This is a genomic window from Paenibacillus sp. 05T425, assembly GCF_056396205.1.
The window spans coordinates 275,979-296,178 of the sequence record NZ_JBFTLA010000009.1 but is presented as its reverse complement, the minus strand read 5'-3'; the positions used below and the strand labels follow the sequence as shown (position 1 = coordinate 296,178).

At 50.2% G+C, this 20,200-nt stretch carries 15 protein-coding genes; 8 read left to right on the top strand and 7 right to left on the bottom strand.

Annotated features, from left to right (window positions below; genetic code table 11):
- Positions 1 to 9 precede the first annotated feature (9 nt).
- Positions 10 to 1,836, top strand: a complete 1,827-nt coding sequence (locus tag AC1DF0_RS21820) for an APC family permease (RefSeq protein ID WP_442048415.1) — start codon at positions 10 to 12, stop codon at positions 1,834 to 1,836.
- A 294-nt stretch (positions 1,837 to 2,130) separates the two neighbouring features.
- On the opposite strand, the gene AC1DF0_RS21815 is transcribed toward AC1DF0_RS21820, so the two are convergent.
- On the bottom strand, positions 2,131 to 3,426 hold the full coding sequence (locus AC1DF0_RS21815) for a glycosyltransferase family 39 protein (protein WP_477575301.1): 1,296 nt from the start codon (positions 3,424 to 3,426) through the stop codon (positions 2,131 to 2,133).
- A gap of 194 nt (positions 3,427 to 3,620) precedes the next feature.
- On the opposite strand from AC1DF0_RS21815, the gene AC1DF0_RS21810 reads away from it, so the two are divergent.
- The 3 genes from AC1DF0_RS21810 (at position 3,621) to AC1DF0_RS21800 (ending at position 5,510) form a co-directional block, all read left to right on the top strand.
- Positions 3,621 to 4,322: an LbetaH domain-containing protein gene (locus AC1DF0_RS21810; protein WP_442048417.1), complete on the top strand. Its 702-nt coding sequence runs from the start codon at positions 3,621 to 3,623 to the stop codon at positions 4,320 to 4,322.
- A gap of 74 nt (positions 4,323 to 4,396) precedes the next feature.
- Complete coding sequence (locus AC1DF0_RS21805; protein ID WP_477575300.1) at positions 4,397 to 4,963, top strand: hypothetical protein; 567 nt, start codon at positions 4,397 to 4,399, stop codon at positions 4,961 to 4,963.
- A 79-nt stretch (positions 4,964 to 5,042) separates the two neighbouring features.
- The gene (locus tag AC1DF0_RS21800) at positions 5,043 to 5,510 is read left to right on the top strand and encodes a DinB family protein (RefSeq protein WP_477575299.1); all 468 of its coding nucleotides are present in this window, start codon (positions 5,043 to 5,045) and stop codon (positions 5,508 to 5,510) included.
- A gap of 50 nt (positions 5,511 to 5,560) precedes the next feature.
- On the opposite strand, the gene AC1DF0_RS21795 is transcribed toward AC1DF0_RS21800, so the two are convergent.
- The 4 genes from AC1DF0_RS21795 to AC1DF0_RS21780 form a co-directional block, all read right to left on the bottom strand.
- The gene (locus AC1DF0_RS21795; RefSeq protein ID WP_477575298.1) at positions 5,561 to 6,904 is read right to left on the bottom strand and encodes a glycoside hydrolase family 5 protein; all 1,344 of its coding nucleotides are present in this window, start codon (positions 6,902 to 6,904) and stop codon (positions 5,561 to 5,563) included.
- Positions 6,905 to 6,934: 30 nt separating this feature from the next.
- Entirely contained in the window at positions 6,935 to 7,777 is an 843-nt protein-coding gene (locus AC1DF0_RS21790) for a carbohydrate ABC transporter permease (RefSeq protein ID WP_477575297.1), read from the bottom strand.
- A gap of 17 nt (positions 7,778 to 7,794) precedes the next feature.
- Entirely contained in the window at positions 7,795 to 8,685 is an 891-nt protein-coding gene (locus AC1DF0_RS21785; protein WP_477575296.1) for a carbohydrate ABC transporter permease, read from the bottom strand.
- Positions 8,686 to 8,772: 87 nt separating this feature from the next.
- Positions 8,773 to 10,065 carry an ABC transporter substrate-binding protein gene (locus tag AC1DF0_RS21780; protein ID WP_442048423.1) on the bottom strand — a complete coding sequence of 431 codons (1,293 nt, stop codon included), beginning with the start codon at positions 10,063 to 10,065 and terminating at the stop codon, positions 8,773 to 8,775.
- A 255-nt stretch (positions 10,066 to 10,320) separates the two neighbouring features.
- On the opposite strand from AC1DF0_RS21780, the gene AC1DF0_RS21775 reads away from it, so the two are divergent.
- A complete protein-coding gene (locus AC1DF0_RS21775; protein WP_477575295.1) occupies positions 10,321 to 11,856 on the top strand; it encodes an ATP-binding protein in 1,536 nt (511 codons plus the stop codon).
- 5 nt (positions 11,857 to 11,861) lie between these two features.
- Complete coding sequence (locus AC1DF0_RS21770; protein WP_477575294.1) at positions 11,862 to 12,566, top strand: response regulator; 705 nt, start codon at positions 11,862 to 11,864, stop codon at positions 12,564 to 12,566.
- A gap of 18 nt (positions 12,567 to 12,584) precedes the next feature.
- On the opposite strand, the gene AC1DF0_RS21765 is transcribed toward AC1DF0_RS21770, so the two are convergent.
- Both AC1DF0_RS21765 and AC1DF0_RS21760 read right to left on the bottom strand, forming a co-directional pair.
- Positions 12,585 to 14,441, bottom strand: coding sequence for a beta/alpha barrel domain-containing protein (locus AC1DF0_RS21765; protein WP_477575293.1), 1,857 nt, complete (start codon positions 14,439 to 14,441; stop codon positions 12,585 to 12,587).
- A gap of 263 nt (positions 14,442 to 14,704) precedes the next feature.
- Positions 14,705 to 18,583 carry a galactose-binding domain-containing protein gene (locus tag AC1DF0_RS21760; protein WP_477575292.1) on the bottom strand — a complete coding sequence of 1,293 codons (3,879 nt, stop codon included), beginning with the start codon at positions 18,581 to 18,583 and terminating at the stop codon, positions 14,705 to 14,707.
- Positions 18,584 to 19,006: 423 nt separating this feature from the next.
- Between AC1DF0_RS21760 and AC1DF0_RS21755 the strand changes: the two genes are divergently transcribed.
- Together AC1DF0_RS21755 and AC1DF0_RS21750 are read left to right on the top strand one after the other, a co-directional pair.
- Positions 19,007 to 19,420: a VOC family protein gene (locus tag AC1DF0_RS21755; RefSeq protein WP_477575291.1), complete on the top strand. Its 414-nt coding sequence runs from the start codon at positions 19,007 to 19,009 to the stop codon at positions 19,418 to 19,420.
- 82 nt (positions 19,421 to 19,502) lie between these two features.
- Positions 19,503 to 20,108 (top strand): TetR/AcrR family transcriptional regulator, encoded by a 606-nt coding sequence (locus AC1DF0_RS21750; RefSeq protein WP_477575290.1) that lies wholly within the window; start codon positions 19,503 to 19,505, stop codon positions 20,106 to 20,108.
- Positions 20,109 to 20,200: the final 92 nt, after the last annotated feature.

The window sequence follows — 20,200 nt, the reverse complement described above, 5'->3', positions numbered from 1 at the left end:
GGTGACAGCATGTTAGCTTCAATCAAAAGATTATTAATCGGTCGACCGCTCAAGTCGAAGGAACTAGGCGAGCAGAAGCTCGCTAAGACGAAGGCGCTCGCTATTCTGTCTTCGGACGCATTATCTTCGGTTGCTTATGGTCCGGAACAAATTCTGCTTGTGCTAATGACGATTGGCGTAGCGGCGTTCTGGTATTCTGTTCCGATTGCAATTGGCGTATTGATTTTATTGACGGCATTAATTTTATCGTATCGACAAATTATTTTCGCTTATCCGCATGGCGGCGGCGCTTATGTTGTATCGAAACAAAATCTCGGCCTGTTCCCGGGGCTCATATCAGGCGGCGCGCTGCTGGTCGATTATATATTGACCGTTGCGGTAAGCGTATCGGCTGGAACCGACGCGATTACGTCGGCTTTTCCCAGCCTGCACGAATACACAGTTCTGATCGCGGTGATCTTCGTCATCTTCATCACGATATTGAACTTACGGGGCGTGACGGAATCGGCTTCGATTCTCTCTTATCCGGTGTACTTGTTCGTGCTGGCGCTGTTCATCATGATCGGCGTCGGTATCTACAACATCGCTACCGGTCACGTATCGCCGGAGCTGCATCCGCCGCTTGGCACGCCGGTTGCGGGTATTAGCTTGTTCTTGCTGCTGCGTGCTTTCGCATCGGGCAGCTCGGCACTGACGGGCGTTGAGGCGATATCGAACGCGATTCCGAACTTCAAGGATCCTGCTCCGAACAATGCGGCGAAGACGTTGGTTGCGATGGGAGCGCTGCTTGCGGTGTTATTTTCCGGTATCGTATGGCTCGCTTATTATTACGGGATTTCGCCAAAGGTGGAAGTGACGGTCGTATCGCAGATCGCCGAAGAGACGTTCGGACGCAACATTATGTATTATTTCATTCAAGGCACGACGGCACTAATTCTCATTCTTGCGGCTAATACGGGCTATTCGGCTTTCCCGCTGCTTGCGGTGAATTTGGCGAAGGATAAGTTCATTCCGCGCATGTTCACGGTGAGGGGCGATCGGCTCGGTTACTCGAACGGCATTATTATTTTGGGCGTACTGTCCATCATCCTCATTATTACGTTCCACGGGCAGACGGAGCATCTCATCCCGCTATATGCGGTAGGCGTGTTCATCCCGTTCACGCTGTCGCAGACGGGCATGATCGTGAAGTGGATTCGCGAGAAGCCGAAGGGTTGGGTAACGAAGCTTATCATTAATGCGACGGGCGCACTCATTAGCTTCGTTGTCACGATGATGTTCTTCCTAACGAAGTTCGAGCAAGTATGGTCGATTCTCATATTCTTGCCGCTAATCATTTATTTGTTCATGCGGATTAAGAAGCATTATGAAGCGGTAGGGGAGCAGCTGCGTCTGGCGACCTGCGAGCCTCCAGTTGCGATAGAGGGCAACGTCATTATTTTGCCGGTAGCCGGCATTACGCATGTCGTCGAGAACTCGATCAACTACGCGAAGTCGCTGAAAGCCGAACAGATTATTGCGGTGTACATTCCTTTCGAGCGGGAGGATGAAGCGGCATTCGAGGAGAAGTGGGAGAAGTTTATGCCTGACGTAAGGTTGGTGACGCTCCACTCGCCATATCGAACGATCATCCATCCGCTGCTCAAGTTCGTCGATACCGTTCAGCGTAAGGCAAGCGAGTCGAACTATCAGGTGACGGTTGTCATCCCGCAGTTCATTCCGAAGAAGGGCTGGCATAATATTTTGCACAACCAGACCAGCTTCATGATTCGAGCCAATCTGCTTCATCGCAAAGACGTGATCGTAACGACCGTTCCGTATCATTTGAAAAAATAATAGGTTGGTTTAAAGGGAGAGGCTGCACCATAAGCGTACTTATGGGCAGCCTCTTTATTGTGGGGTTATCAATAACGGGAATTCCTCCCGTTAATTTCAGAATTATTAGGTTTGAGAACGAAATAGCTCCGTTTTCCGGCGTTAATTTTTCCACTATGGCGACGATTTGCAGATAGGCCTGATATTAACGGGAATTTTTCCAGTTATTACTCCGAAATGGCCTACAGCCTCGAAAATAAAAGGAGTAATTCCAGTTATTTAGGTATGGTATTGGCATTGGCAACCTTCGTATGCTTAACCGTGCAAGCTGCTTGAGCTTTTGGCACGACTCGGGTGCAACTGCGCTTTCGGTATGAACGCATGAATGGCAAATGCGGCATACATAATGAAGAACGACATGAGGAAATACCCATACCTCGAAAAGGTGATGAACGGAAGCGCCGTTACGATAAAATACAGCGCCGTTAACCATAAGAGCGACAAATCCTTGCGTCGAACTTTCATCACTAACGTCATAATGAAGCCTAAGATTCCTATGCCGATCATAACGAAATGCGTTGATTTGACGAAATGCGGCTTTAGTCCGAAAATCTCTTTCCAGTAATAAGGAACTTTGAACATATCATTGACGCGATCCCCCGTGTATTGCCAAAGGTAAGCCATAGGCTGTGTTCGGAAGCCGTAATTTCGAATTTTCACGGCGAGCTCCTTCTGGAATCGATCCGAATCGATGCGATTGGTCGCGGATGCGATCTTATCGAAGTCGTCCTTGAATTTCTCGACTGCACCCGGCGGATACTGCCATTCAAGCTGAGAGCCAAGCAGCGAAGGATTACCCGATGACAACGTGAGCGGAATAAACTCATGGAAAACAATCGCGTTGCGGATCCACCAAGGAGACATGCACAGTAGAACGATGCCGGATACGACAAGGGCGGGCTTAATGAGCTGCTTCACCCGGTAGCCGTGAATAAGCATGTACACCAAGAAGACGAGCGGAAGCAGGGCAAAGTTAGGCCGCTCATAGATGCCTAGGCTCAAGCTTGCAGCAGCTAATGCGAATAACGGCAAGCTATGCCGTGTGACAGCCAAGTAGCCGGCGTAAAGAAACAGCCAAAGGAAGAACTGGCCGAGCACCTCCGTAAGAATGAGGTTGGCAGCGACATAGTTCGGTATATAGAGCGCGAATAAGAGCGCTGCAATAAGTCCGAACCGTTCATTAAGCAGACGACGGCTGAATAAATAGAATAGAACGATCGTGCCCGCCAAAAACAATATTTGCACGACGCGGAAAGCTTGTATACCTCCCCAATATCCGAACAGCTTCATACAAAAGGCGAGAACGAACGGAAGACCCGGCATGATGAATACGGTAGATACGTCCGGCTCATGGTAGGTGAATATTCCATGCTGCAGAAGCGTCTCTGCACTGCGGATGTATTTTACGTCATCGTTGTTATATTCGGTGAAGCTTCCGAGATACATGTCATGGCCTTGGCTGAATGTAATGTACGTGCTTATGATGACGACGAACGATACGATTAGGACAAGGGCGTGGCAGCTAGTGAATGACCGCCATTTGGTTAACATGGTGAAACACTACCTTTCTTGTTATAAACAATCTGCGAACAACATCGTCGCAGGATTACTTATTGTAGCATGAGTTCCTGTTATATGGTATCAGACGGACTTATCTGCCAAATTGTTACTTCGACTAGGGAAAGCTATCGTTCTATACACATATAGTTAACTACTGCTATTAGTGAGTAGGGGAGATGACAGGTATGGGAAAAGGGTTTCGTTCGATGGTTCATTTCCTGAAGCCGGAGGGTCCGTATAATCTGTTCGTTCGGTTCATAAGTCCGAACCCGGTTACGCCTACCGTACCGGTATCGCGTGTGCCTGTCATAAGCAAGGAAGCGTTCATTAGTCCGTTTGTAAGCATTATCGGGGACGTGACGATTAAGGGAGGGGTGTTCGTGGCGCCTAGCGCAAGCATACGCGCAGACGAAGGGACACCGTTCTACATTGGCGATCGCACGAATCTGCAGGACGGCGTTATTTTACACGGGTTGAAGGATGAATACGTAACGGTCGGAGGCAGTCGCTATTCAATCTATATTGATTCGGAGGTTACGTGCGGACATGGCGCGATCATCCACGGACCTGCGCTGCTCGGGGTKGGCTCGTTTGTCGGCTTCCATGCGCTCGTGTTCGATGCGGAGCTGGGCAGCGGCGTATTTGTTTCCAATCACGCCGTCGTAACCGGCGGTGTCCGTGTCGCAGATAATCGGTTCGTTCCACCTGGGGCTGTGATCGACATGCAATCGAAAGCCGATGGTCTTAGCCTATTGCCGATGGAGAAGCAACAGTTCGCGAAGGAGGTTCAGCGCGTGAACCAAGCTTTTCCGGCAAGCTACAGCATGCTGTTCGGAGAGCGGCGCTGCTCCTGCGGCCTTGCAGCCGAATCGCGGCGGCAGAAATGAATTCTTAATAGGATTAATAACTAGTTTCTTAATAGCGTACACTACCGGTAAAAAGTTAAGGTGGTGAAACGTCTATGAAGTGCAGAGCTGTCATAAGGGGATTATTGTTTGTGTGCGGTGTGATAGTAATCCAGATCCATACAGTCGGTGCAGAACCACGCGGCGATGTTCCTCCGTTTGAGAAACCTTTTTTAGATGGGGGCTTTAAATCGGTTGAAGAAGCTTTGCAAGAATGCGAAACGCTACATCATAAAGAACTTAAACTGCCCTATAAATTGCCTCCGATCGCGTTTACCCATCACTTTGGCAGCTGCTATAACGACAAGGAATACCATAAAAACGATGAATTGGGTATCGAGTATCTTCATGAAAAGAAAGGCGAAAATCATTACAAGATTGATGTAAGACCAAGCTCGCAAAAATTAAACTTTGAAAAATCGAGAAGAATAAAACAAAGCTACACGCTCCAGGACGGTAATCGAGCACTCTACATGGAAATGCCCATTCCGATGTCTAAGAGAGGATTCAATATACTCGTATTTGAAAAGGACGGATGGCAATACCTACTGTCTATTGATAGCCGGGTAGAAGACAAAGTAACCGTTCATATACTGCTTGAAATAGCCAACTCGATAAAATGAAGATCATATGGTAAGCTATAGGAAATTAATGTCATTTGGTCTTGAGGAATTAAAATTCTAAAATTAAATGAGGGATCGTATGAATCAACCATTATTCAAACAGCTTGAATTCATCCGCCAGCAGACTATTAAGGCAGTAGAGGGGATTTCCGAGAGCACACTGGACATCGTTCCGAAAGGGTTCAATAACAATTTAAGATGGAATTTAGGGCATATTTATTTGGTTCAAGAGAAGTTTGCTTTTTATTTTTCMGGGGAGACCGTGCAATTGCCGGAGAGTTTCGAACGCAGGTTCGGAAGAGGGACGAAACCGGCTGATTGGGAAGGAGACCTTCCGAGCTTGGATACGTTGCTTGCAATGTTGGCCGAGCAGCCGAAGCGTATCGAGCACACTTTGATTGGTCGCTTGGATGAGCCGGTCAAAGATTCGTATACGACAGGGTCGGGATTGACGATAAGCACAATAGGGGAGTTTCTGAACTACACACTCTACCATGAGGGTTTGCACTTCAACTCGATAAACCTGATTAAACGTTTTGCCAATTAATAAAGGAAGGTCATCCCTTGCATCATTGCAAAGAATGACCTTCTTCTTATTTACTTCGTATACTTCCCAACCAAAACGGCAAGCTCATCCCATTGCTCGCATTGCTCCCAGTGGAACGATGCCGGCAGCTCGTACATCTCTTCCCATGAACGCTTCTGCAGATGAGGCTTCAAGATCTGCTCCACGGTGATGACCTGCATGATCGTTCTCATCCGGAACTGCAGCGGATAGCGCTCCTCTACCGAGATCGGATTAAAGTAGGTCGCCGCCATATAATCGACAAGCGCCTCGCCTTTCTCTTGCTCCTTATGCTGATTCCAGACCAGCTTGATCTCTTCGGTCAATTGACGCCAAGGCGTGTCTTCGCGCGGATACACAATTCCCATCGTGGCGGTGTCTTTGTAAGTCCATAGCGCCCAAGAGACATCGTTGGCTTCGCAAAGGTCGAGCATATCCTCAATGATCGTCATCTGGAAGTCGATCTGCTCCTTCTCGAACACCAAGCCAAGCTCGCCGCACCAAAGCGGACGCTTGTATTTCTCCCGAATGCTCACCAGCTTGTCGAAAGCTTCTTTGAAAATTTCGCGGCGTCTCGTACGGTCCATCTCCGGCGTCAGAACGGCCGGCTCGTCGACGAATGGGTAGAAGTGGAACTCATAAGCGACCTGCGGATCGTCGACCGGATCGAGCATCGTGAAGTCGGTCGTGAACGCATTGCCCTCGATAAAAATAATGTGATGCTCGTCGTACTTGCGGATCTCCGCGATGACCTTTTCATAGAACTCGTTGAATACCTTCGCGTTCGTCACCATCGACGGCTCGTTGACGATATCGTAAGCGGCAATCCAAGGCTGATCCTTGTAGTAGTCCGCGATATGGCCCCATAACCCGATTACCGTATCACGCAGCGCGCTGTATTCCCAGAATAGCGGCAGGCCGGAGTTCGTGTCGCAATGCCAATCCGGATTTTGCCCGCCGGGAACGGAGTGCAGGTCGAGCATCGCGTAGATTTCGTATTTCTCGCATAGAGCGATGATATGGTCGAGGTAAACGAAACCTTCTTTTTTGTACACGCCGGGATTTTGGTCATCGATGAAGTATTTATAGTTAAACGGAATGCGCAGATGGTTAAGGCCGATTTTTTTCAAAAATTCAAAGTCCTTCTCGCCGACGAACTCGAGCAGGAAGCGGTCGAAGAAGGCGGTGCTGCGTTCCTCGCCGTACACCTCCGCGAATGCTTGCTTAATCATCGTGTCCGTGCCGGGCAAGCCGATCATGAAATGCTCCAGGTTCATCCATGAGCCGAGACCGAAGCCTCGAAATACGATTTTTTCCCCGTTAACGGTAAAATCCTCGCCGCGAACTTGAACGAATTGATCCAGTTGAATAGTCATATAGAAGTCCTCTTTTCTTTAATATAGTAGTTAGTTTTTCATGCCTGTCGTCGCAACGCTTTGAATGAAGAATCGCTCGCCGATCAGGAAGACGATTACCATCGGAATGGTGGCCAGCACCGTACCCGCCATCAGCAAGCCGTAGTCCATCGTGTGTTCGGTTTGGAACGCCTGCAATCCGAGCTGGAGCGTCTTCAACGACTCGTCGTTCAGGTAAATCATCGGCGCCAAATAGTCGTTCCACATAAACGTAAAAGTAAAGATCGAGAACGTGGACAAGCTCGCGGCCGACAGCGGCATAATGATCCGCCAAAATATTTTCCACTCGCTAAACCCGTCAACCCGTGCGGCTTCGTTCAGCTCGCCGGGCAAGCTCATGAAAAACTGGCGCATCAGGAAGATGCCGAATCCGCTGAACAATTGAATTAAAATATAGCCGCTATGCGTGTTGTAGAGACCCAAGCTGCTGACGACGGCGAATTGCGGAACCATAATGGAGTGCCAAGGCATCATTAAGTTCGCCATAAACAGGATGAACAGCGTACTCTTGAACGGCACCTTGAGCTTGGCGAACGCATAAGCGGCCATCGAGCAGATCAGCACTTGAAGTACGGTAATGATGACGGACAGCATGACGGTGTTCATAAAATATTTGCCGAAAGGAATGATCGTCCATACCTCTTTGAAGTTATTGAGATATAACGACGATGGAATCCAGTTATTCGGGTTCTGGAAAAGGTCGATATCCGTGCGCAGCGAAGTCGAGATCATCCATAAGAACGGAAACAGAGTGGCGACTGAGAAGGCAACCAGAATAAGCAGCAGCACATAATACAAGAGCTTGCTAGTCTTCGATTTAGTGACGGCTTCCATTATGCGTACCTCCCATCTTAGTAAGTCACCCATTTTTTCTCGAGCCTGAATTGGATGAGCGATATGACCATAATGATGAGGAACAGGACGGTAGACATCGCTGCGGCATACCCCATCTTGTAGTTGATAAACGCTTCTTGGTAGATACGGAATACCAATACGTTCGTTGATCGGCCCGGCCCGCCGTCGGTCATGACGGATACGAGATCGAACACTTGGAAAGAGTTAATAATCGTTAGGATTAACACCATAAATAACGTTGGCGACAGACTTGGCAGCGTAATATAGAAAAACTGCTGCAGCTTGCCTGCGCCGTCCAGCCTAGCGGATTCATACAAATGCTCGGGAATGCCTTGAATGCCCGCGAGCAGAATAATCATGTAGTAGCCGAAGCTCTTCCACACCGCGACAATGACGACGGCAAGAAGCGCCCACTGCGAGGACATAAGCCACTCCGGCGGATTCGATATGCCGATCGCTTCCAGCATATGATTGATCGGGCCGGACATCGGGTTGAACAATAGTCCCCAGACGATCGCAACGGATACCATCGACGTAATTTGCGGAAAATAAAAGGCCATGCGCAAATATTTGCGCAGATGCAGAATGCTGTTCAGCGCTATAGCAGACAGCAAAGCTAGCAGCATCGTTAATGGCACGAATAATAGCGTGTATATAAAATTGTTTTTCAGAGAAACACGGAAATAATCGTCCTGCAGCAGCCTCGCGTAATTATCCAAACCAACGAAATTAGGCGTAATATTGAAGCCGCCGTAATCCGTGAAGCTCATGACGATGCCATAGACTAACGGAATGAATATGAATACGGCGAATAAGACGAAGGCCGGTAGAATGAATAACGTCCCTGTTAGGTATGACTTGTAGTTGAGAAGACGTTTGTCCGTCATAGAAACAACCTCCTGATAGAATGGTATAGCTCGTGAAACAAGATCGGCCTCCGTCCTAGGATACGGAAGCCGACTGCTTAGCTATAGTTACGGTTTAAGAACGGAAGCGCGCTGTTCCATGAAGTTTTTCATGGCTTTCGCGGCATCCAGCTCCTGGAACAGATAGAGATCCCGTTGTTCGCTATAGACGCGATTGACTTCGTCGATCTGGGCAATCGGCTGGTTTTCCACAACGGTGTTCGCTTCGAAGAAGTAGCTGCTTCCTTTAATGCCGGTTGCGTTAAGGAATGATTCCTTCGTTTTGTCGCTGGCATAAGCCGGCAATACGCTGGATTCGGCAATGATCGCTTCGCCTGCTTCGCCCGTTACGAACTGGACGAACTTGAACGCCGCATCGATGTTTTTGCTGTCAGGATTAATGCCCATAAATGTGCTTACGCCGCCGACCGTAATCGGATCGCTCGTTCCGTCTGGCAGCGGAAGCGGCGCCATATCGAATTCGATGTTCGTTTTGCCGGCTTCGATATCCGCTTTCAGCATATTAATCGTCCATTCGCCGTTAACGAGCATCGCGACATTGCCGCTTTCGAATTGTTTGATCCAGTCGGTGCTCTGCGACTTCATTTGCTTATAGCTCATATGAGATTGATCCTTGTAGTAGATGCGGTCGAGATAATCGAACCAGTCCGCTACATCGTCCAAGCTGTCGTCAAGAATAGTCGTGCCCTTCTGAAGCGCGCCAAGCGGCGCGGTCATCCAGTCCGCATAGTAGCCGCCCCATTGCTTGCTAGCCCCGTCGCCCTTCGTGAGAGCCTTCGCCAGCTCGGCATATTGGTCCCATGTCAGTTGCGTAGGGTAGTTAATGCCTTCACGGTCGAAGATCGCTTTGTTGTAGAACAAAGCATATTGCGATGTGCGGTAAGGAAGCGCGTAATACTTGCCTTTCGTCAGCACCTCGGTAATATCTTGGAAGCTAGGTCCATAAGCGCCAACGTCTAGGTTCGCTTCTTTGATTCGATCGGTTATATCGAGAAGCTGGTTTTTGGAAGAGTACGTGCCTAGGCTCGTCGTGCCGTTAATGCTGTATACGTCCATTTTGGAGCCGCCGGATAGGTTGGTCATGATTTTGGTGTTATACTCATTCGAGTTGTTGCTAATCGTGTTCATCTTCACTTCGATGTCGCTGTTCTGGGCGTTAAACGCCTCAACGACCTTCTTCATATAGGCTTCTTCATCGGTCCAAGTGTAATATTCCAATACCACCTTGTCGTTGCCGTTCGTGCTGCTTGGTTCGTTCGCGTTGTTCGAGCCGCAACCTACGATCGTCGCCGCAAGCCCCGCCATAAGCGTTATACTGAGGTATCTAAAACGTTGATTCATGAAAACCCCTCCTGTATCTTTGTCGTGCTTCCATCGTAATGGCAACCGGCCGTGAACGTAAGGTTGAAGTTTTATCATCGCTTTCAAGGGGCGAGACAGGGTAAATTGGATAATGGTAGGGGATTATAGGGGAATAATTGCGCTTTACGCGGGTTATGCGGCTAGCTAGGTGTACAAAACTTCAACCTATACAGCGGCGTGCGGATCAAATAAAATCTATTTTATTTGCATGGAAAGAGAGCGGGAGGGTCGCTGGTGTTCATTTTCTTCGTGTTTATCTTGTTTATTGCGATAGCGGTATTTTGTCTGACACAGCAGAAATATACGAAAGCGACTCTCTTCATGCTGCTGATGGGGTTTGCTTATTTGATCGTCGTTTCCTGCATCATTACGTACATGTCCAAGGATGCTTACTACTACTTCAGCCTCGACGATTATTTCGGGATCAGGCAGTCGCTGCAAAATCAATTGATGTTTCTGCCGATCTCGCGCTTTGCGCTCATTCGCGTATTTAACGTGTTTACAATGATGTTTCTGTATACGGGGCTGTGCTCCGCCATTTATTTCGCTTTCAACATTTCGTCCAGACGTAGAACCTTGCTATTATCGCTGCTAGCCATTCCCTGCATCGTTCAGATCATGCTGTACGATCCTTTCTTCTACGCGCATATGTACTATCGGATGTACCCGGACTACATGACGGCGAAAGGGTTCGTCTCGCTGTATGAATCCATCCACACGGTTACGTTCGTCGTCAATACGCTGTATATTGTTGCGGGGGTAGTGCTGCTTGTATACGCTTTGTATGATGCGCCTAAAGTTCGTCAAATTCGAAGCAATATATTAATGATCTTAATCTCTTACATTTCGGTTCAAATTACGTATTATTACATGAATTATTGGGCGCCCGATATATTGATTAAAGTATCCAAAGCCGCCCGTTTTATAAGGTTCAAGCCGATTAACCTCGTCGGCAACCCTTCTATTTATACAATGCTGCCGTACATTGCGGGGGTTTGTCTGTTCGTCAGCTTGTACAGCATTTACAAATACGCGCGCATCCAGAACAGCATTCGCAATCAAGAATCGGTTATTTCGCATAATATCGATTCCGCTATCTTAACGTCGCGCGTGTTCAGCCATTATATGAAGAACGAACTGCTTGCCATAATGGCGCAAACAGAGTTTTTGGAAAACATGTGCGAGAAGTCGCCGGAGGTCGTCGAGGAGATTCGGGTCATTGAACAGCGCTGCAAGAAGGTATATGATCGGCTCGACGCTGTCCATCAGAAAAACCTGAAGTCCAAAATCGAGCTGCAGCCTGTTATGCTGAATGAGCTGCTCAACAAGCTTCTGGACGATAAAAGAATGGAATTGAAGCCGATCAAGGTTCATTATGCGATGCCGCCGCGGCAGCTGGTCATTATGGCCGACCCTTATTATTTCGCGCAAGCGCTTGAAAATATTATTTCGAACGCCGTCGATGCGCTCGAATTCGTTCCGGAAAAATCGCGGCAGCTGACCATTGAGATCAACGTGAAGAACAAGTGGGTAGAGGTAGTCATTCGGGATAACGGCATCGGTATGGAGGAAGAGGCTCTTGTGCATATTTTTCAGCCGTTCTATTCCTCTAAGCCGACCGCGACCAACTGGGGCATGGGACTATCTATCTGTCACACGATCATTACGACGCATGGGGGCAAGATTAGCGCCGAGAGCAAGAAGGGCGAAGGCAGCGCCTTCCACATTGTCATGCCTTTATTGTCGACGGACATGAGCGAAAGGAGATGAGCAGCATGAGCGAGCCGAAGATTAAGGTACTTATCGTGGAAGACGATCACTTAATCGCGAAGCGGTACCAAATGATTCTCTCCAAGGACGATCAGATCGAATTCGTGGGGAGGGCGTCCAGCGGCTACGAATGCACGATGCTGGCCGCTTTGAACAAGCCGGATATTATATTGATGGACGTGGAGCTGGAGGATAAACAGGCGGGGCTGCGGGCAACGTCCGAAATATTGAACTATATGCCCGATGTGAAAATCGTGATGCTGACCGTCTGCGAAACGGACGAAACCGTGTTTCGCGCCTTTGAACTCGGCGCTACGAATTATTTGCTGAAAAACATGCAAGCGGATGCCGTGTTGGAGGCTATCAAGGATGCCTATTACGACCAGCCGTCTCTGCATGCCAATATCGCGGGTAAGATTACGCGCGAGTTCAAACGGATCAAAACGACGGAAGACAGCTTGCTGCACAACTTCTATATTTTGACGCAGCTGACGCCTACGGAGCTTGAGGTGCTGGAGCTGCTGATGAAGGATTACACGCGTCAGGAAATATGTAAGCTGAGGCATGTAGAGCCTTCGACCCTCAAATCGCAAATCAACAGCATTTTGAAAAAATTCAATAAAAACAGCGTGCAGGAAATCGTGCCCGCATTGCGAGAGCTGCACATTCCGGAAATTCTGTCGCAGCGGAAGGGGAAGCCGTCAAGTTAAACGTCGCCACTCGCGTAATTACTTAGCCGGCTCGCTCCGCATCAGGTAAGGATATAAAAGAATGATTCCGAAAACGTATAGGAGCAGTGCGAATAACGCTGGCAGCAAGTGCCAAAAATCGGTATAGCCAATCGAGAAATGCACGCTGAAACCGGCATAGAAGCCCGGAGCTCCGCCAAGCAGCAGCGTCCACCATAACCAGCGCGCTCCTTGTTGAATGCCCCACAAAGCGATGATGAGAATAGCCAATGCATCGCAAAGCAGCGCGCCGCCAAAGCCGGCCCGATCATGGGCGATTAATGGCATTAACCGCGGGTTGGCTGCGTCCAGCTCGGCGGGCGTTACCTTCAAATAGGCAAGATCCTCCGGTACGAATACCTCCGTGACGCCGACCGTCGCAATCGTTAGACCCCCGATCGCTAACGCAAAGCCGAGTACAACAAAGCATAATTGCCCCCACATCGCCGTACGCCATAGTCGAGTATTGCGCAAATTGACTGGCTTCCGATAGGGCTGGTCGGGGTTGCCGCGCATGGAGAGAAGGAACATAGGAAACAGCAAAGCGGCAGCGACCGCATGGAGCGGATCGAAATAGCCGTAGCCCAGATACAGAAAAAAGCTAGCAAAGCCAACCAGGCCGGAGGTTATTAAAGCCGTCTTGGCCCAGTGCAGGCCGTCCTTCAGTCCATACCTCGCCAGCTGGTAATAAAGAATGCCGATAGAAATCATGGTCCCGGCCAGCGTAATCCGATCATGCGACATGAAATGGAGCAGATGATGGTTAATGCCATGAAGCTCTTCCACGGACATGCCTATAAAATCCAAATCGTAAGGCAATAGTACAGTCGTCGCGGCAATGATCCATGAAAGGATGCCGCCAATGATCATTCCGACCCCAAGCAAGCACATCCAGCCCCAATGCTTCCAAAAGGAAGGCGTCTTGGGTTTAGTTGTATGCCGAACCCGTTCATAAATGACGGCTTCGTTGATCCGCTTCGGAAGACCCGGGCCGGCATAGACGAGTCCGCTATGCAGCATGACGGCATTCGCGCCGGCATTCATGAGGTCGAGCGCATCCTGCGGCTCATGAACGCCGCCTCCCGCTTTGATCACGAACGAGTCGCAGGAGGAGTGGTAACGGTCGCGAAGATGTTTTATTTTTTGCAGGGAAGCTGCTTTTGCTTCTCTTCCAACCTTAATCGGGTAATTGTGACTGCTAGGGTCATCCTCGCATTCGTGAATGGCTTCTCCAATAACAACCCCTTTCCAGAAAGAAGCCCCTTCCATGTCCAGCAGGTTGCATAATCTGTCATTAGGGAAGTCGGGCGGTACATAAAGAAATAGCGGCACTTGATTCGGGTTATAGGACGCTGCTACTGCTGTAAAGCGCTTGGCGATCTCTACCGTTTCCTCCAAAGAGCGAGTTCCGTTTATGATATCCACATAAAAGGCCGAAGCGCCAGAACGGCTTAGCCTTGCCATCATGTTGCAAAGCTCATGAACAGCCTCCTCCGGGGAGGAGCTGGGAAGCGGCGTAATCCGCGCCATTTGAGGCAATCGATGCCCAGGCTTGGCCATGCGGATAGCCGTACGTTCAACGCCTTCGTTTTCGTAATAGGAGGGGTAGCGTATCGTTTCGTTCGCTTGGTCGTTCTCAATCGGCGCTTGAATGCGGACAGGGCGAACCGTAATGGGCCCATGCTCAATGAAGCCGATGCCGAACTGAGCGAACGCTTTATGAGCCGTTCCCTGCGGGTCCAAGCTGCCAGACAAGCCTACTGGCGTACTTAATGACAGTCCCGCCAGCTCTTGCTCCAGCAGCGGCGACGGCTCCATATGGCCAAGCGTCCGTATGACAAAGGGACCGCTAGGCAACTTGCTTAGGGTTCCTATGGCTTTTAACGTTATTGCTCTGCTTAATCGTGATGGCAGTATAAATAACAAAGGTCGAAATAAGGTCTGATACGACCAGTCCGGCATAGTTGTGCTCCTTTAACCATCGGTGTACTTTTTAGACATATTTTAAAGATACTCTATACGACTGACGAAAGGAACCTATATATGGAAAAGTCCAGTTAATAGAAAAAGAGCTTACTCGGTTGCCCGAGTAAGCTCTTTTTTTGCGTTGCAGCGTATGATCACCAGTTGTTACCGGACACTCTCGTGACGGTGAAGTTCGGGCTGCCGCTCTCGCCGTAAATGGCGGCTACGCCTGGGTTGTTGATCTTCACGTTCGTGAAGCTCGCCCCGCCGACCGCCGGGCCTTGCCCTTGCTCCGCTCTGACGACGAGTTTGATGCCGTAGCGGGTAGGGTTGTTGATGTTGACGTTCTCGACGCGAACGTTTTGCATCGCAAGATTTTCCGGCGACTTCGTCTGGAACATTAGGCCGAAGTAGACCGGATTATTGATGTCGACGTTCTTGACGAGGATGTTCTTGAACGTCCGGTCGCCGCCGAAGAACCAGATCGCGCCGAAGTTCTGGTATTCGTTGATTTTGTCGTCCGCGCCAACGCTGGTCCAGAAGTCGCCGCCGGTACGGTCGAGCGTTACGCCGTCGATGACCGTATCTTGATCCCCGAATCCGAGCGTGTTGTAGCCGAAGCTGAGGCTGCTGATCGTGAGGCCCGGATACGTAAGCGTATCTGCGCCGTACAGGTTTTGGTACAGGTTGCCGGAACCGCCGTATACGGCGAATGCGGCTGCGCGTCTAACGCAAGTAGCGGTCAGATTGGAGTATACGTTGCCTACGTTGTAAGACCCGCCTGCATCCACCGCGCTGAACAAGGCGAAAGCGTCGTCGCCGGCTCCGCGCGAGTAGTTGTTGTCGATGACGTTATAGGACGAGCCGTTCGTCATGTTGATGCCGTCCGCGAACGTGTTTTTGATTCGGTTGTCTTGGAACGTATTGTAGGAGGAGTTGACGCCCCAGTACAAGCAGATGAAGTGCTCGACCCAAATGTTCTGAACCGTAACGTCCTGCATGCCGTTGCCGTCAATGAACTTGCCTGGACCGTCTGTCCGGTAAACATAGTTGCCCCATGCGGACAGATCTTTGATCGTCGAACCGTTCGCGGTCGATCCGATATTGAAGCCCACATCCGTATTGGATTGGCTCTGCGGAGCGACGAGCTTCGTATGCCATGGGCCTGCGCCGATGATCTCCGTTGCACGGCCGTAGAGGAAGATTTTGCTGTTGATCGTCCACTCGCCGGCAGGGATGAAGATGCCCTTCTTCGTGTTGTCTTGCCTGAATTCGTTAAGCGCCTGCTCAATGGATTTGGTAGCCGAAACTTGTACGTATTTGCTTGGATCCGGGTTGGAGGCAGCCGCCGCGACGTTTTCCGTTTCGATCATGTCGACATAAATCCAGGATACGTCGCCGGCATCCTTCTGAATCTTGATTTTCGTGCCTGCCGGATACACTTGATCGAGCATGAGCTGCGAATCTTCATAGAGCCAGTATGCAGTTAAGCCTGCCCCAGGAGCGTTGTCGTAGCCGAGTCGGCCGAGCGTGCTAGGCGTTGCGTACACGTAAGAGAACTTGGAGGTGACGTTGAAGTTGCCTTTATCGACACCGTTAGCGTAAATGCTGACCGTTCCGGTCGTACTTTCGGCTACCGCGTTGCGAAGAACGAATGCGTTCGCTGGGGCGGTAAGCGTAAATTCGACATATTCACCCGTTGCATCGAGATGGACGGCAGAACGTCCGGAAGCTTCGCCGGCGAAGTCGCCAGGCTTGAAGTTAGGGGCAAGCTTCGTTCCGTTCGTCGTGTTGGAGGGAGCTTCCGCCTCAATGATGGTGAACGGCATATTCGCGCCGCGGCCTACATAAAGGCTTGATGTGCTTGTGTTGTTTGCTTGCTTGATGCTTACTTCGTTCGCATCATTGGCAACCGTTGCTGTCGCGGAGTAGCTGCCATTCGCAGCGGTCCAAGTTCCCATATTGACGTTGACAGATTGGCCAGCCGTGAGCGCTCCGCTATATGAGCCGTTCAGCGTCTGAATCGTCGTGCCTGCCGCGTTCTTCAGCAGAAGCGTAATCGCATGGGCGCCGCCTGCTGATGCAACGTTGCCTTGGTTTTTCAAATTAACCGTGAACGTTACGGTGTTACCTGCGCTCGGATTGCTTGGATTCCAGGAAGCCGTTGTAATGAGGTCGGAGCTCGGCACGGGAACGACTGTCAGCGAGGACGCACTCGTAAAGCTGTTGTTGCTGTCGTTCTGCTCGATGATGGCATTGCTCTCATCGACTTTGGCGCTTACTGCGTAAGTGCCGGCATTTCTCGTTCCGGCATTCAGTGTAACCGTTGCTGAGGCGCCGGCCGCCAAAGCGCTGACCGGTGCAGAACCGACAAGCTCGCCAGCCAGATAGAAGTTGACCGAAGTTGACGGTGCGTTCGCGTTGCCGTTATTTTTGACGGTTGCGCTCAATGTAATGGCATCGGTCTCGACTGGTGATGCCGGCGCGGAGGTCATGCCGGTAATCGTCAGATCCGGATTCGGAGCTGGTGTGCCGTATATTTCGAACTCCGCTACTTGACCCGCAGAAGAACCGGTGTTGGCTGTAATGTTCAAGCGTACCTGTTTGACTACAGCGGTGACCGGAATCGTGACAGAGTTGCCTGTAGCCGGATTGAACGTATACGACGCGGCGGATACGATATTGTTGAAGGTTGCCGTTTCTTGGTTGTTGCCTAATACTTGAATCGTTTGGGTGCGAGTGCCCCATTCCGTAGCCGGGTTCAGCTTCAAGACGATTGATGTGATGTTATGGTTGGAGCCGAGATCGACTGTGAGGCTACTCGGGTTACTGCTGCCTTCCCAGTATGTAGCCGTACTGCCATCGTTGCCGTTAGCTGCTACAAAAGTGTGGACGGTAGAGGAAGAGGTAATGCTTTTGTTCAATGCGACATTATTTCCAGTTGGCGTCGTAGGTGTAGGTGTAGGCGTAATCGTAGGTGTCGGAGTAGGAGATGCAGTTGGTGTAGGAGTCGGTGTTGGTGTAGGCGTTGGCGAAGCTGTTGGTGTAGGTGTAGGCGTCGTATTCGTGAATGTCAACGTAATCTGGTCCAGATTAACATTGCCGGAATCGCCCGCATCATATTTGTACGCGATCGTATTGCTGCCGGCATTCAAAGCCAGCGTTTCCGATTTCGTGCCCCATGTATCCCAGTTCGCGAGGTTAGATAGCGTTGTCTGGCGAATTTTCGTGCCGTTGACGTAAACGCTGATCGTGCGCGAACCGCCTTGGGCGTTGCCGTATTTCAAGGCAACATCGTAGTTGCCGGCTGACGCTGCGCTAACCGTAAACGTAGTTGTCGCGCCTTGTGTCCAGTAACCGTCTACGAAACCTGTGCCGGAGTATCCGGTATGATCGGTATTTACTTTGGCTCCGGAAGCGAGTGCGGCGCTTTCGGCTTGATAAGTGCCTGTAGGTGCTGTTGTAGGAGTAGGAGTAACTGGAGGCGTTGGTGTAGGTGTGACGGTTGATCCGTAAATTTCGAATTCGGAAATTTGTCCAGCTTGCCAGCCCGTGTTGGCGGAGATGCTCAGGCGAACATAACGCGTGCTGACAGCGGCAAAGTTAATCGTTACGGAGTTGCCGCTAACGGAAGGGTTGAACACATAGCTTGCAGAGCCAACGATGTCGGTAAACGATGAGCCGTTCGAGCTGCCCTGCACGGCCAACGTTTGCGTGCGCGTCTCCCAGCCTGCCGGCAGCTTCAGCACGACTTGATCKATGCTGGCGCTAGCGCCGAGATCGACTTGAATCCACTGCGGGAATGCGTTGTTCACGCTTTCCCAATACGTGCTTGCGTTGCTGTCGACGACGTTGCCCGCAACGTACACGTCGGCATGACCGCTTGCGGTTACGTTTTTGCCCGCGGCGAGGTTAGGCCCGCCAGCGGCGGACGAGTCGGAAGGGTAGAGGGTGAACTGCGACAGCAATACCACGAAGGACAGGAACAGGATGAAGGACGGATTTTTCGTAAGCCGTTTGCTCATAGAGAACATAAATAACCTCCTAGTTATATCTTTCTTAAGGAAAATAATGCGCTTACATTATTGCGCAAAACGAGTGGACTTTTGACGATCACCTCCTTAATAGAGAGATAGGTTATGTTGTTTTCATTTGTTTTCACAATTTGACAGAAGTAGAGTGTGCAGAGTTGAGGTCGCAGCGTGCAACATGCATCGTGCAACATGCATCGTGCAAAGATAGTGGAGGATGAAAGGGTCGTTTCATGAGGCAAGGTTCGGATTGGTCGTATGAGCCTAGCATAAAGCAGTTCCCTTCATTACTGAATAGCTATTCCTACGATGATCGTGTGTTATTTTATTGTTTGGTTTATAGCGCGCATTTTACATACATACAGTATGTATGTTAATATGAATGCAATCAACACATCAAATGACGAAATCAAGGAGGCTGTTCCAATGAAAGTAACGAGTTTTTATCCGGTCATTCAGTCGGGGAAAGTATCGGAGACCGCAGCGTTTTACACGGCATATTTCGGCTTTGAAAAGGTATTCGAGGCAGATTGGTACGTGAGCTTGAAGCTTGCTAACAGTGAAATTCCGTTCGAGCTGGCGATTTTGGATCCGGCGCATTCTACCGTTCCTGAGGGACATGGGGCGAGCGTAAATGGACTTATCTTGAACCTGGAGATAGAGGATGCGGATGCCGAGTACGAGCGTCTTATTCAGATCGCCAAGCTGCCGCTACTGCAAGATATTCGGGATGAGGAGTTCGGTCAGCGACACTTTATTACAGCCGATCCGAACGGCGTACTGATCGATATGATTCAAGTCATTCCGCCTTCTGAAGCTTATAGCGAACAATACTTGTAAGACCCTGAATCGTCCGCTACAATGTATGACAACGAGACGGACCGGCTAGAACGGTTGACAAGCAGACGATTGGAGCTTCCTTATGGCCAGAAGAACGAAAGCAGAGACGAACGAGACGATTCATACGCTTACGGCAATAGCCAGGCGGCATTTCACGGAATACGGTTATGCGGATGCGGCGCTGGAGATGATCGTACAGGAAGCGAATCTGACGCGCGGTGCCGTTTATCATCATTTTCGCAGCAAAAAAGAGCTGTTCCGCAGCGTGCTGGAATCGGTACAGCGCGAAGTGGCCCAGCGCGTTGAACGGGACGCTTCGGCATCGGAAGACGTCTGGGAGCAGCTCTATCTGGGTTGCCGCGCATTCGTGATGGCGGCGGTAGAAGAGAACCGCAAGCGCATTATGCTGATCGACGGCCCGGCAATCCTCGGTTGGAACGTGTGGCGCGAAATGGACGAACAGCATGCGATGAGCTTGCTGCGAGGCCAATTGCGGCTTATGAAGGAGCAAGGTTATTTAAACCGTGCATCCATCGACGCGATGACGCATTTGTTATCGGGCGCGCTGAACGAAGCCTCGCTTTGGCTGGCGCATGCGGATGCGCGGCCGGATGCGCTTGAAGAAGCCATGCGGACGTTGAAATTGCTTCTGGAGGGCATTAAGCTGGTTGCAATTCGCGATGTATGAAGGCAAGAAGCACGATTGTAAGCTGGAACGCCGATTAAGCGGCAAGTAAAATAGGGCGTTAAATGCGAAAACCCGCGAAGCTGTGCAGCTTC

Excerpts from the sequence above, each read along its gene's own strand:
- AC1DF0_RS21755 (WP_477575291.1), top strand. The coding sequence starts at position 19,007 with ATGAAAGTAACGAGTTTTTATCCGGTCATTCAGTCGGGGAAAGTATCG.
- AC1DF0_RS21815 (WP_477575301.1), bottom strand. The coding sequence starts at position 3,426 with ATGTTAACCAAATGGCGGTCATTCACTAGCTGCCACGCCCTTGTCCTA.
- AC1DF0_RS21790 (WP_477575297.1), bottom strand. The coding sequence starts at position 7,777 with ATGGAAGCCGTCACTAAATCGAAGACTAGCAAGCTCTTGTATTATGTG.
- AC1DF0_RS21750 (WP_477575290.1), top strand. The coding sequence starts at position 19,503 with ATGGCCAGAAGAACGAAAGCAGAGACGAACGAGACGATTCATACGCTT.
- AC1DF0_RS21780 (WP_442048423.1), bottom strand. The coding sequence starts at position 10,065 with ATGAATCAACGTTTTAGATACCTCAGTATAACGCTTATGGCGGGGCTT.
- AC1DF0_RS21820 (WP_442048415.1), top strand. The coding sequence starts at position 10 with ATGTTAGCTTCAATCAAAAGATTATTAATCGGTCGACCGCTCAAGTCG.
- AC1DF0_RS21770 (WP_477575294.1), top strand. The coding sequence starts at position 11,862 with ATGAGCGAGCCGAAGATTAAGGTACTTATCGTGGAAGACGATCACTTA.
- AC1DF0_RS21795 (WP_477575298.1), bottom strand. The coding sequence starts at position 6,904 with ATGACTATTCAACTGGATCAATTCGTTCAAGTTCGCGGCGAGGATTTT.
- AC1DF0_RS21785 (WP_477575296.1), bottom strand. The coding sequence starts at position 8,685 with ATGACGGACAAACGTCTTCTCAACTACAAGTCATACCTAACAGGGACG.
- AC1DF0_RS21805 (WP_477575300.1), top strand. The coding sequence starts at position 4,397 with ATGAAGTGCAGAGCTGTCATAAGGGGATTATTGTTTGTGTGCGGTGTG.